Raw genomic sequence first — 13,695 nt, 5'->3', positions numbered from 1 at the left:
ATAGTCGAAACCCTTTATTTGTGAAAAAAAAGTTAATTATTAACGTGATGTAAGCATTATGAATATAAATACCAAAACACATCAGTTGAACTTTATTATATCTGCTCCAGCATTTAAATTTAATACGGGCGGAGTTATTGCTCTTTATAATCTTGCTCGAATCATTTATGAATATAATATTCCTTGCAAAATATTTGACACAGATGGAGCGAGACTGCCAAACAATATTTTTGATGATTATGCAACACAAGCTGATCTCAATGAGAATACTGTTGTAATATATCCAGAGGGTGTTGTTGGCAATCCTGTAAATGCAAGGTATGTAGTTAGATGGATTCTTTGTGAACTTGGTATTCATTGTCCACATGATATATATACAACATGGGGAAAAGATGATTTTGTTTATCATTATGGTACATATAACCCTCAAAAGAATATAAAGGATTATAATATACTTTCTCCTCTATACGTAGATCCTGCATTAAAAGATTATGCTAAATCAAGAGATGGATATTGTCACATTATCAGGAAAGGTCACAAATTTCACAAACCATTGATCCATATTCATCCGTCAGATTCCCTTCTCTTAGATGATCGTTTATCTCAAGAAGTTCTGATTGAGATATTTAATAGAAAAGAATATTTAATTTCTTATGATCCATATTCTTATATTACTTGCATGGCGGCTTTATGTGGATGTATTTCTATAGTAATACCAATTAAAGGAACTAGTAAAGAACAATGGCTACAAAGCTCATTTATTTCCAGAGTTTTGGAACAACCTGAAAAAAACGAATTAAAGGGAATTGCTTATGGTTTGGAAGAAGTAGAATATGCAAGAAGAACATTGCAAGAGGTACGAAATCAACAAAATACATTTGTCCAATATGGCAAAGATACTGTTACACGTTTTATCAATGATATGATTAGCATAGTTTGTGCTGAATCAGAATCATCAATACTATCAAAAAGTTCTAATATTTTACGAGTTATAGATGTATTCCCGATTAGCCAATTTCAGATAATACCACAAAATACTACAGAATATGATTTAGAAAAATGTGTTCATAATCTGAAAAAAATTAACTTTATTATCTTTCCAGATTGGAGTAAATCAGAAGAATCAATTGGTTTAGAATTGCAAGACGTGATTAAAGTGCTTGCAACTTATCCTGATAGTCGCGATACTACTCTGCTGATTGACAGTAGTAAAATTCCAATCGAAGATGCTGAACTGTTTTTATCCAGTGTCGCTATGAATTTGTTAATGGAAGAAGATTTAGACATAACTGATGAGTTAGAAATATCCTTAGTTGGAGACTTGGATAATATCCAATGGCAAGCTTTGTTACCACGCATTAAGGCAAGAATTGTTTTGAAACAGGAAAACCAGGAGGCACAGATAAAAATACTAATTCAAAACCTTGCAGCTTGGGATATAAATATCTTAATCGCTTCCACCTTAGAAAATGAAACGGCTTCTTCTCTTGACTTTCAACCTGTTATTAGTATCATATTTCCAGTTTTTAATACTCCTGAACCATATTTAAAACCTGCTATTGAGTCTGTGCTAAATCAGATTTATCCATACTGGGAGTTATGTATTGCTGATGATGCTTCTACGGAACCTCATATTAGAAAAATATTAGAAGAGTATTCTCAAACAGATTCCCGCATCAAAGTTATCTTCAGAAATGAGAATGGTCATATTTCTCGTTCCTCTAACTCAGCTATAGAAATAGCAACAGGAGAGTTTATAGCACTTTTTGATCACGATGATTTATTAACATCAGATGCCTTATACGAAGTAGCACTGCTGCTCAATCAGCATCCAGATGCAGATATGATTTATTCAGATGAAGATAAAGTTGATGAGAATAACCAATTTCTTTATCCTACTTATAAACCAGATTGGTGTCCTGATTCATTTTTGTCTCGAATGTACACTTGCCATCTTGGTGTTTATCGCCGATCGCTTGTTAATGAAATTGGTGGTTTTAGAGTTGGTTATGAAGGAAGCCAAGATTACGATTTGGTTTTGAGATTGACAGAGAAAACAGATAAAATATTTCACATACCGAAAATCTTATATCATTGGCGTCTTCACTCTGGTTCTACATCTGCTTCTACAACTGCAAAATCTTATGCCTATGAAGCAGGATTTAAGGCTTTGACAGATGCGCTTTTTAGAAGAGGCGAAAAAGGCAAAGTTTTACCAGACTCTAACATTCCTGGACACTACCATGTTAGTTATGAAATCAACTGTTATAAGCTAATTAGCATTATCATTATTGCAAGAGATTTTGGCTACATATTTAACCAATGTTTGGAATCAATTTTTGCAGAGACAGTGTATCCGAACTATGAAGTAATTGTCATAAATAATGGTAGTATAAAATGCGATCCAGAAAAAATTATTGACAAGTGGCAAGTTCTACAGCCCAATCGATTTAAGTATTACTCTCATAATATTCCCTTCAGTTACTCAAAACTGAATAATTATGCTGTTACAAAAGCACAAGGTGATTATTTATTTTTTCTGAGTAGTGACATTCAAGTTATTCAAGGGGATTGGCTTAATGTAATGGTTGAGCAAGCCCAAAGAGAGTGTATTGGTGCCGTTAGCGGATTTTTAATTGATTTTAACAACTCTATTCAACACGTAGGATTGGTACTGGGTTTAGGCAAAATTGCTAGTCATATCTATAAAGGGCTTACCAAAATAGACGAATACGAAACTTTAGCTAATATAGCATTGATTAAGAACGTCTCAGTCGTCACACAAGATTGTTTAATGTGTCGTAGAGATGCGTTTGAAAGTATTGATGGATTTGATGAAACATTACCTATTGTCTACAACGATGTGGATTTGTGTTTAAGATTAATAGCGAAAGGCTATAAAAATATTTATCTTCCCAATCTCAGGCTGATTTACCAAAATTTAAGCAGTTGGAAAGTTAAAATTAGCAATAAAGAACGTTTACAAATCGAAGAAGTAGCAGTTAATTCAATGCAAGAGAAGTGGGGAAAAATCCTTGAATATGATCCTTGTTTTAGCCCTCACTTAATTAGAAAGTTAACCTTTAAGATTCAAACAGAAAACAAAAAAATAACACAACGTTATAGTCAAGATATAGAAAGACACAAAAAAGAAGTCTATAATCCTCTTGTTAGTATTTGTATTCCTACTTATAATGGCGAAAGATTTATTGCAGAAGCTATTAATAGTGTATTAGGACAAACGTACACAAATATAGAAATTATCTTATCTGATGATAATTCTACAGATAGAACAGTTGAAATTGCTAAATCATTTAACCAAGAATTATCCTTTGATTTTTCAATTCTCGAACATACTCAGTATGGGCTATCCCACAATTGGAATTTTTGTATTTCTAAAGCTCAAGGAAAATATATAAAGTTTTTATTTCAAGATGACTTATTAGAGCCAACTGCTATTGAAGAAATGGTTGATTTGGCTGAACAAGATGAAGAGATAGGTTTAGTTTTTTCGCCGCGAACACTCTTCACTAATATTGGTCATACCGTTTATGATTCAAACTTTTTAATCCATCACGAAGCTAAAGATGTACATAAAGCTTGGTCAACATTAAAAACAATTCAATCAGGACAGCAACTTTTGCTAGATCCAAATATACTTGACAATCCAATTAATAAAATTGGAGAACCAAGCACAGTACTTATTAGAAAAGATGTTTTTGAAAAAGTAGGATTATTTAATCCTGAGTTCTGTCAACTTGTAGATTTTGAAATGTGGCTCAGAATTATGAGCCAATACAAAGTTGGTTTTGTCGATCAAGTTTTATCTCACTTCAGGATACATCCAGAACAACAAACTCGTCGAAATACGGCTTTAAAAGATGCTATTTTATTAGATTATCAAAAATTGTTTCAGTCAATTTACAGCGATCGACGATATCCTAAAGCAACAAGACAACAAGCCCTTTATAGATACGCAACTTTAAGTGAACAAAATGCAGAATTGCATCAGTTGCGAAAACAAATAGCAGAAGAATGCTTGAATATTTCAGATGAGCAGATAACAAATATGTATCTGGGTCTGCTAGGTAAAACACATAAGATGTTAGTGAATAGTAGCATCAAATATGAAAGTTTGACTAATGAAGAACAGATTTTTGTTAATAATATCGTTACAAGTATATCTCAAGGTTTTAATCAGCCAAAAGCAATTCAGAGTTTACTAGCAGCTATGCTGTATTGCCGTGCTGACCAGCTACCATTACAGTATGACCTCTCTCACATACCCCGTTGGTTAGTTCAGGACTATTTACAATTCCTATTTTCTTCCCCGGTTCACTTTCAAGAGCCGGGTGAAGCAGATAATTACTATTACTTTATGCAAGGATGGATTAATTATTTACACACATCGATATTACAACATTATGATTCTCAGTCGTGGGATAAAATAGTTAGTAGTTTTGTGTCCATTTCTAATTTTATTCCACTATATTTTAACGAGCATAATCTTAAAGATATTTATATTAAACGTGCAGAAATTATAGAATTTTTACTACAAATGAAGGGTTATGAGGTAGATTACAATTTTGCTGATAGACCTATAACCAGAAAAAAAATTCGTTTGGGTGTCCTGGCTGCACATTTTCTACCTGGTTCTGAAACATTTGCTTACATGCCTGTTTATGAGTATATCAGTAGAGATTTTGAAGTAATTTTGTACTCTCTTAATCAAACTGGTCATCAACTAGAGCAATATTGCCAAAGCTGTGCCAACTCCTTTAAGCTGCTACCACAAGATTTAGTAGAACAGGTAAATATTATTCGTGCTGATGATCTCGATATATTGTTTATTGCTACCAATGTGACGGCAGTAACCAATCAAATCTGCTTCTTATCAATGCATCGGTTAGCCAGAATACAAATCACAAGTGGCGGTTCTGTGGTGACAACAGGAATGCGGCATATAGATTATTACATTTCTGGTACGCTAACCGATCCATCACCAACGGCAGAACAGCAATATCAAGAAAAGTTAGTGAAACTTGAAGGGTCTGCTCATTGCTTTAGTTATGGTAATGAAGAAGAAAATATAACTGTCAAAGTCGATCGAGAAAGTTTGGGTATATCCGAAGAAAGAGTTATTTTTATCTCTGGTGCTAACTTCTTTAAAATCATCCCCGAACTAATTGATACTTGGGCAAAAATAATTTCTGAAGTTTCTAACTCTGTTTTAGTCCTTCTGCCATTTGGCCCAAATTGGTCAAACAATTATCCTAAAACAGCTTTCATAAATCACTTAAATAAAGTATTTTCAAAGCATGGAATACCAGCAGAACAATTAATAGTTTTAGATCCTCAGCCAGTGCCAAATCGACAAGAAGTTAAAGAATACTTTAAAATTGCCGATATTTATTTAGATTCTTTTCCATTTTCTGGAACAACTTCTTTGATAGAACCACTACAGGTTAATTTACCAGTAATTGCTAGACGGGGAACTAGCTTTCGCTCTGCAATGGGGGCTGCAATGGTGCAAGCATTAAATATTCCTGATTTAGTTGCAGATAGTGAAGAGTCTTATATACAGTTAGCAGTTGAACTCGGCAATAACCCTGAATTACGCCAACAAAAGAGCGCCGAAATCAAAGAAAAAATGCAAGCTAATCCTAGTTTTCTAGATAGTCGCGGTTACTCAGCTAAAATAGGCAGCCTCTTCCAACAACTATTTAGTAAATATCTTGCAGATACTCTGAGTAAAAATTTCCGCTTAGGAGATATGAACTTAATTATTTTCCCAGACTGGTTCCAGCCAGAAGATTTACTATATCAAGATTTAGCAAGTGTCATTTCTACTCTCACTACTCACCCAGATAAAAGTAGCTTAACTCTCCTGATAGATACTCACAATATTTCTGAAGAGGAAGCTGATATGCTTTTATCGTCTTTGACCATGAATTTGCTTATGGAAGATGATGTAGATATAACTGAAGGGCCAGAAATTTCTCTGCTAGGGAAGATAAGTGATACACAATGGAAAACTCTTTTGCCTAGAATTTCTACTCGAATTACTTTAGCAACAGATAATCAACAGGCGATCGCACAAGCGAAAGCAGAAAATCTCCCATTCTGCGATGTAGATAGCTTGAACGCATCCAAATTAGCGATGACACCTCTCTAACCCACTGCATATTCTGTAAACTTCCTCATGAAAGGAGACTGAAACCCTAACACGATGTCCTCTTTAGGAACTCCTATAGTAACTAAATTTGCTGCAATATCATCTTCTGTACCATTCCATTGAAGCCAAATTTTTTCACCCTTAATATCAATATGGATGATGCAGCTATGTACCCAATCTTGACCTTCCCAGCCTACATGGACTACCTGATAATGGTCACGTTCTACATCAAAAATATTCTCAACATCTATATTACCATCAAAGGGTTTTTGCTCACTATACTCCTGTAATATCTGCTGTACAATCTGGCGATAGCGGGCTAGTTTATCCATTTGAAAATAACCTCTTGCTATACATCATAAATAATCATTTTGACTTGATTCTCTTCAATCATGGCTTGGGGGAAATCAAGTTGAAAAAATGTTTTATAAGTTGTCAAAGGTACTGCTAAATACAAAACACGCTCTTGCTGTCGTCGCCTTAATGCGCCTCTATAGTTGATAAACTGTCCCAATGCTGTATGAAATTCTGAGATTGCAGATGATTTCTCCAAAAAACTTTTAACTTCAACAGCAATTTTGTCTCCTTCCCGTTCTGCCGCAATGAGTTTTTCAGCAGCTAAATCAATAGAGACATTCACACCACCCACGCTAATTGAGAGGGGGTCATGAGTAATCTGCCAACCATCCTTCTGCAAAGCTTTTTTGACAACTTCATGAAAGATATCTTTAGCAGACATAGCTATTCATAATCGTATTTATTATTTTTATATTAACGTGAGTTCGACAAGCCCTTTTTTGACCTCTCCCCCAACCCCTCTCCGACACGGAGAGGGCGGGTGGTTTCATACGAAAAAAGAAAAATACATAAGTCTTGATTTCTCATATATAACCATAGATTTTGACCCCTCTCCAAACCTCTCCCCGAAGCGGAGAGAGGCTTTGAAACCTATTTTTAGTTTTTCTCTCGTTGTATGAAACCACCCTGCTCTCCGACACGGAGAGGGGAGCCAAAACCCTAATTTCTCGTTGCTCCTCCCTCTCCCACGGGGAAAGGGAGGTTGTCCGGGAGAGGTTCATCGAACTCACGTCATATTACCTTTTTAGCTGCCACGCAGGATAGGCGAGTACTTAATATAGCACTTATGTTTTGATGCAATATAGTTTGACCTCTCTCCAAACCTTTCTCCTAAAAGGAGAGAGCCTAAAAGGAGAGAGGCTTTGAAATTTACTCCCTTTCCCTACAAGGGAAGGGGCTGGGGGTTAGGTCTGTATTCCATCCAATTGAGAACCGCTATAGTTATGCCACATCTGTTGGTAAGCCTTTTCCATATCACGGGTAAACTGTTTGCCATTCCACAATGGGGCTGTTTGTCGCGATGCTTTTAGCTTCAGAGCGACTTGCTGACGTAAAGCCTCATCCTTCCCCAAGCGCACACCCCATTCTATATACTCTTCATCAGTCCAGGCAATACCTTCTGTGATACCCGCATTCACCATCATGGTGTAGCTGTTACGCGCTGCAAATTGTTCGCCAACTCTTGTCACTAAAGGAATACCCATCCACAATGTTTCTAAGGTTGTTGTCGCTCCGTTGTAGGGAAATGTATCTAATACAATATCAGCAATGCCTAAATTAGCACGATGAACTGACTCTGAATGAACTTGTGGTAGAAATCGTAACCGAGAACAATCTACACCTTCTTCTTCAGCAATTTGGTAAAAGAAGCGTTTAATTGTTTCCTGTTCAGCAAGTCCCTTAATCAAAAAGTAGCTATTAGGTACTTGTTTAATAATTTGCATTTGCCACTTTGTGGTTTCTGGATGGCGTTTATATCCTCTTTGGGCGCTGAGGTATACAACGGCATCCATAGGAATATCTAAGTCATCGCGGCGGAGAGTTGGTACACTAACTTCAAAACCATCAACTGCTATGTAAGTTTGGGGTAATCGCCAGATTTTCTCTGTATAGTAATTTTGTGCATCATCAGGCAGTACATAAGGATCTGCGATAAAGTAATCAATTGCAGGTATACTTGATGCATCCCATCCCAGCCAAGTAACTTGAATTGGGGCTGGCTTGAGTGCCATAACTTCACTTGTAATATCTAGAGTGATACTGTCAAGGTCAATTAAAATATCAATTTCATCTTGATATATTTGGTCAGCAATTTCTATACCATTCCTACCTAATTGGTGAGCTTTTCCTGCCTGACTTAGATACCATTCTTGAAGATAGTCATTTACTAATGTGTAATTAACAAAATAAGTATGAATATCAAATTTGTCTTGATCGTGATGCTGAAATAACCAGCGAGCTAGCCAACCAACAGAATGATTCCTTAGAGCGTAAGATATATAACCAATTTTTAACTTTTTTGGATGGTGGGTTAAAGATTGATTATTAATAATTTTACGAGCATAATTTTTCCCTTGTGATTGCGAAAAAGGTTGAATATAATTCTGAAAAATCTCAGCTACTTTATTGTGAATAGCTCTAAAATCAGCAGGAGCATCTTTAATATGAGGTATTGCAAAAGATGGTGTAAGCAACCGTAAGATTCTTCCTTCTTCTAAAGGAATTTGTTGAGCTTTAATAAACTGTTTATATATAGTTTCTAATTCTTGGCAAGTTGTACATATCTCTTGCCAATATCCCCCTGCGGACATTAGGCCCCTTAACAGCAGATGGAGTGCAAAAATTTTATCAGCCAAACTTTCTGATAAAGAATAACATAACCTAGCTGTCTCTATACCTTGAGAATAATTACGGGCATCTTGATAAAAAGTTGCTAAGTGCCGCAAAGTTTCTACATTATCTGGCTCCAATCGTAAATATAATTCTAATAGAGATGCTGCTAGTAAAGGCTGCCGCAAAGTATGACCAATTTGCATAGCAGCAGGAAGCAGTATACAGAAGCATTGATGAGTATCAGAGAAATAAGGAAGACTAGCTTCTATTAAATTTAGATTAATTGGATGTAAGTGAGCAGTATTTAAAAATTCTTTTAAAACTTCGATTAGTAATTCAGTATTAATTTCTATATTTTCTTTTGCATTTAAGCTTTCAATTAATCCCCACTCTTTTAAATCATCAATTTCTGCAAATTTTTGCAATTTTAGAGAAAGTAGAAGTATTTGAAGTAAATTATTGATGTTGTTAGGATTAATTTCTCGTATATGCTGGCGAATTAACCATGCCAGGGAATATTCTGCTAGTGCTTCACGCCTTTGTGCTTCTATTTGCAAAACTTGAAATAGTTCATTTGTCCACATTTGTAACTGTTCTTCATCTGCCTCTGTCATTGGCAGCATCCAAGTCATTTGAGCTTCTGCTTCTTGCCCTTGTAATAGCAATAGTAATCCTAAATGCCAATAATAGGAGATAGTATTTGGTTCTATTGCTATTGCTTGCTCATATAACTTTGCTGCTTGCACATAGTTTTCTTGAACAAAATATTCTTCAGCCCGATCTTGCCAATTATATATCTCGGTAATCATTGTGTTTATCAGAGAAAAAGGTATGAGCAATACTAATTGTGAATAAATCACAAAAATGAAATAAAGTGGATAGATTCTTCTATCCACTTGGGAAAATAGGTAATTTAGCTTAATAAAAGCGGATGTGACAAGTTAACTTTTATGTCAAGTGGTGTAGATGAGCGAGATTTAGCTTATTCACTCACTTCTCTACTTAGATAAGCTGATGAAGTTGTTGGGGCAAGTTGGTGAATTACTAGAGCTATTGAAACTATTGGCGATGGTGGAATCTGGAGCAGCACCACTGTTAATTCTAGCTTGCGCAGCTTCACATAAAAGAGCTATGGTGGTAGCTTCACTGGTAGCTGATTGCGTTGTTACACCCACATTACCCATATAAGTTTTGAGAGGTGCAGTCGCAAGTACTGTTGCTGCTTGGTTACTGACTTGACTAGCGTTACCAGTACCACCACCCAGGATTGTGTAGATGTAATTTGAGGTTTGTGTTGCAATACCAAGACCTAAACTACCAAAGTCAGCTTGGGCTGCAAATTTATTTTGTTCCAAGTAAAAAGCTTGCTGCGCGCGGTTCATTGAACCTGTATAAGTTTTAGCTTCTGACTGCTTGGCTTTGTTAGCTTGGTTCAAGAAAGAAGGTAGAGCGATCGCAGACAAAATACCGATGATGATAATTACTACTAGTAATTCAATAAGTGTAAAACCCTCATTTTCATTCTTTTTGTTGAGGATGTGTTGGAGAAACTTGGCTTTTAATTCGGTTTTCATAAGTGTTTTCCTGGAGCAGGAAGTGCTTGGGTGTTCTAGATGTAACTTACCCAGCCGCGATCGCTTTCCTATCACCTTCAGAAAAAAAGTTTGAGGAGATACAATTACACAATTCAGAATCCTTGCATCCCAAATGACACAAACATCACTAAATTCCTGCTGTTGACCAAGGACGAGATTCTCAACTTCGATTGTGGAAGCGCCTTATTCAAATTCAGGTGGCCACAGTTCTGATATTGCCAGTTCCCAACCTGGCAGCAAGTCTGGTAGTGTGAGGATGTCGCCATTCTGCATCACCACTGGAGCTTGATTTATTCGATCAACCGTTACTGTCAAGTTGTCAGGGTCAATCAATATACCGACTGTAGACCCAAGTTGCAAGAATAGCTCAATCTTCTCTTCAAGTGGTTTGATTCTGTCACTTTTAGATTTAATCTCAACCATCAAGTCTGGAACCAACTCTACAAAGTCGCGCTTGGTCTTCTTCAATCGTTCAGCCCGAACAAACGACACATCAGGCGATTGCAGGTTTCTTTTTTCTAAGTCGTCCTCTTCTATATTCGGTAGGATAAACCCTGTACCAGAACCAGTTATACGCCCTAGTTTGCGCGGTATGACCCATATATTTAAAAAGGTACTCAACCGAGCGCCAATTTCTTCTGACTCATAATCTGACAAGGGAGAAACTATGATTTTTCCCTCTACCAGCTCCATCTGCCATTCTGGATGCTCAGTTTGTAGCTGCTCTAAATCGGTGATGCTGAGGGACATAATACGCCAAATAACGCTTTAATATCTATCATACGTACCAATACAGTTCAGTTAAGAAAAATTGTAGGTTGGGTGAAGCAAAGCGCAACCCAACAAAGCTATGAAAATGTTGGGTTTCGTTCCTCAACCCAACCTACACAACTTAAGGTTTTTGGCGCTAACTGAACTGTATTGTCATACGTACCTCAACTCCTGAAAGATACAATGTATTGTATTCAAAGGAAAACGACTCTATAGTTTGCCATTAGTAGCATCAATGAAAACAGATGTAATTTTTTATAGCTATTGTATTTTATAAGTTTCCCAATCTTACTTTAGAGGAAATTGAAGCTATGCTCGATTTAGATGCATTCAAAAATACTCGATTGTACGAGAGTATCGTGGCAAAGACAGAACCAGAAACTAAGCTGAAATTAGCCCCAAAATGTGTTGAAAAAGGTATGAGCATTCAAGAAATAGCTGAATTTCTAGAGCTAGACATTGAAATTATCAAGAAATATCTACAAGAACAGTCTTAATGATTCAGAATAATAATGTAAATTATGCAACTGGCACATACATATATTAGGAGCAGTTGAAACTATGTTTAATTTAGATGAATTTACAAATATTCGATTGTACAAGAGCATCTGGGAAAAGAGTAGATTGAAATTAGCCCCAAAACTTAATGAGAAAGGTATGAGTATTCAAGAAATGGCAGAATTGCTAGAAATAGATGTTGAAGTTATCAGGAAATATCTGCGAGAAAACTTTTAACGGTTAAGAGCATCTTTGGCAAGTGTTGAGCGCATAGTACTGTAGGCTTTTTGCGTAGGCGTAGCCCGCCCTTAGACATCGCTTTCCATCTGACGTAGCCAATCGTAAATTATTATGCTATATTAAGCGTAGTCGTTATGAGTTCGTATATTTTCATGACTAACCCAACTGTAGAAAACTTAGTAATTATCGGTTCTGGGCCAGCAGGCTACACAGCCGCCATTTATGCTGGACGTGCTAACCTGAAACCCGTGTTATTTGAAGGTTTCCAAGCTGGGGGATTACCTGGTGGACAACTAATGACAACCACGGAAGTTGAGAATTTTCCGGGATTTCCTAAAGGAATTACCGGGCCGGAACTGATGGATCAGATGAAGGCGCAGGCGGAGCGCTGGGGGGCTGAACTATATACTGAAGATGTTATATCAGTTGACTTGAGTCAGCGTCCCTTTACAGTGCGATCGCAAGAAAGGGAAATTAAAACCAACAGCATCGTTATTGCTACGGGTGCAACAGCAAAGCGTTTGGGTTTACCCAACGAACACGAATTTTGGAGTCGGGGTATTTCCGCTTGTGCAATTTGCGATGGTGCAACACCTATTTTCCACGGCGCAGAATTGGCTGTGATTGGTGCTGGCGACTCGGCGGCGGAAGAGTCAATTTACCTCACCAAATATGGTTCTAAAGTGAATATGTTAGTACGCAGCGATAAAATGCGGGCTTCTAAAGCCATGCAAGACAGAGTTTTGAGCAACCCGAAAATCCAAGTGCATTGGAACACAGAAGCCGTGGATATCTTCGGTAATGGTCACATGGAAGGGGTGAAAGTCCGCAATACAAAAACTGGTGAAGAGAGCCAACTGCACGCTAAAGGTTTATTCTACGCCGTTGGTCACAGTCCAAACACTTCTCTATTTAAAGGACAATTAGAACTGGATGAAGTGGGTTACGTTGTCACTAAGCCTGGTTCTGTAGAAACCAGCGTAGAAGGCGTTTTTGCTGCTGGCGACGTACAAGATCATGAGTTTCGACAAGCAATTACGGCTGCGGGTACTGGCTGTATGGCGGCGATGTTAGCAGAACGCTGGTTGTCCTCCAGTGGCTTGATTCAAGAATTCCATCAACAGCCAGAAACAAAAGATAATGAATTAGAACATCAGCCAGCCAAAAAGACTGAAGCCGAAGAAGAAGCTGGATTTAATTTGGATGGGACGCGCCATGAGGGTGGTTATGCTTTACGGAAATTGTTCCATGAAAGCGATCGCTTACTCCTTGTTAAATACGTTTCTCCTGGTTGTGGCCCTTGTCATACCCTGAAGCCAATTTTAAATAAAGTGGTGGATGAATTTGACAGCAAAATTCACTTTGTAGAAATTGACATAGACAAAGACCGAGATATTGCTGAAAATGCTGGTGTGACAGGAACGCCAACAGTTCAATTGTTCAAAAATAAGGAACTGGTGAAGGAAGTCAAAGGCGTGAAGCAAAAGAGCGAATATCGCCAGTTGATTGAAAGTAATCTTTGAGATAGTAGGTATTGGGAACTAGGGAAGACTCTGCCCAATACTCAATAGACCCTCTTGGCATTTGTGCTTTTTGCGCTCTTGGGGAAAAGGTTCTGCAAAAGTCCCCTTTCCCTTTAACCAAAACCTTTTCCCCTTCACCCTGCCCCTTATCCCCTTCTTGGGGCCCCACCTTCCCGTTTTCTCGGACTTTTGCCAAGAAGTC

8 protein-coding genes are annotated in these 13,695 nt (G+C 37.3%); 3 read left to right on the top strand and 5 right to left on the bottom strand.

The annotated features are described in order from the left end of the window. Positions 1-58 precede the first annotated feature (58 nt). Positions 59-6,175, top strand: coding sequence for a glycosyltransferase (locus NSTCB13_RS13440; RefSeq protein ID WP_448272671.1), 6,117 nt, complete (start codon positions 59-61; stop codon positions 6,173-6,175). On the opposite strand, the gene NSTCB13_RS13435 is transcribed toward NSTCB13_RS13440, so the two are convergent. The 5 genes from NSTCB13_RS13435 to NSTCB13_RS13415 all read right to left on the bottom strand — a co-directional run bounded on the left by NSTCB13_RS13435 (position 6,172) and on the right by NSTCB13_RS13415 (position 11,211). After that, on the bottom strand, positions 6,172-6,507 hold the full coding sequence (locus NSTCB13_RS13435; RefSeq protein WP_448272670.1) for an element excision factor XisI family protein: 336 nt from the start codon (positions 6,505-6,507) through the stop codon (positions 6,172-6,174). The genes NSTCB13_RS13440 and NSTCB13_RS13435 overlap by 4 nt on opposite strands. Positions 6,508-6,524: 17 nt before the next feature. Continuing rightward, positions 6,525-6,914, bottom strand: a complete 390-nt coding sequence (locus NSTCB13_RS13430; protein ID WP_448272669.1) for a XisH family protein — start codon at positions 6,912-6,914, stop codon at positions 6,525-6,527. A 523-nt stretch (positions 6,915-7,437) separates the two neighbouring features. Then, a complete protein-coding gene (locus tag NSTCB13_RS13425) occupies positions 7,438-9,675 on the bottom strand; it encodes an O-linked N-acetylglucosamine transferase, SPINDLY family protein (protein WP_448272668.1) in 2,238 nt (745 codons plus the stop codon). Between the two features lie 189 nt (positions 9,676-9,864). Continuing rightward, positions 9,865-10,440: a type IV pilin-like G/H family protein gene (locus NSTCB13_RS13420; RefSeq protein WP_448272667.1), complete on the bottom strand. Its 576-nt coding sequence runs from the start codon at positions 10,438-10,440 to the stop codon at positions 9,865-9,867. A 204-nt stretch (positions 10,441-10,644) separates the two neighbouring features. After that, the gene (locus tag NSTCB13_RS13415) at positions 10,645-11,211 is read right to left on the bottom strand and encodes a Uma2 family endonuclease (RefSeq protein WP_448272666.1); all 567 of its coding nucleotides are present in this window, start codon (positions 11,209-11,211) and stop codon (positions 10,645-10,647) included. A 332-nt stretch (positions 11,212-11,543) separates the two neighbouring features. Between NSTCB13_RS13415 and NSTCB13_RS13410 the strand changes: the two genes are divergently transcribed. Together NSTCB13_RS13410 and trxB are read left to right on the top strand one after the other, a co-directional pair. Beyond that, positions 11,544-11,729 (top strand): hypothetical protein, encoded by a 186-nt coding sequence (locus tag NSTCB13_RS13410; RefSeq protein WP_448272665.1) that lies wholly within the window; start codon positions 11,544-11,546, stop codon positions 11,727-11,729. 393 nt (positions 11,730-12,122) lie between these two features. Then, on the top strand, positions 12,123-13,493 hold the full coding sequence (trxB, locus tag NSTCB13_RS13405; RefSeq protein ID WP_448272664.1) for a thioredoxin-disulfide reductase: 1,371 nt from the start codon (positions 12,123-12,125) through the stop codon (positions 13,491-13,493). Positions 13,494-13,695: the final 202 nt, after the last annotated feature.

Source organism: Nostoc sp. DSM 114160 (assembly GCF_053470305.1).
This window is presented reverse-complemented; position numbering and strand designations above follow the sequence as displayed.

What these genes read in the sequence shown, in the direction of transcription:
- NSTCB13_RS13440 (WP_448272671.1), top strand. Translation starts at nt 59, where the DNA reads ATGAATATAAATACCAAAACACATCAGTTGAACTTTATTATATCTGCT.
- NSTCB13_RS13435 (WP_448272670.1), bottom strand. Translation starts at nt 6,507, where the DNA reads ATGGATAAACTAGCCCGCTATCGCCAGATTGTACAGCAGATATTACAG.
- NSTCB13_RS13430 (WP_448272669.1), bottom strand. Translation starts at nt 6,914, where the DNA reads ATGTCTGCTAAAGATATCTTTCATGAAGTTGTCAAAAAAGCTTTGCAG.
- NSTCB13_RS13425 (WP_448272668.1), bottom strand. Translation starts at nt 9,675, where the DNA reads ATGATTACCGAGATATATAATTGGCAAGATCGGGCTGAAGAATATTTT.
- NSTCB13_RS13420 (WP_448272667.1), bottom strand. Translation starts at nt 10,440, where the DNA reads ATGAAAACCGAATTAAAAGCCAAGTTTCTCCAACACATCCTCAACAAA.
- NSTCB13_RS13415 (WP_448272666.1), bottom strand. Translation starts at nt 11,211, where the DNA reads ATGTCCCTCAGCATCACCGATTTAGAGCAGCTACAAACTGAGCATCCA.
- NSTCB13_RS13410 (WP_448272665.1), top strand. Translation starts at nt 11,544, where the DNA reads ATGCTCGATTTAGATGCATTCAAAAATACTCGATTGTACGAGAGTATC.
- trxB (WP_448272664.1), top strand. Translation starts at nt 12,123, where the DNA reads ATGACTAACCCAACTGTAGAAAACTTAGTAATTATCGGTTCTGGGCCA.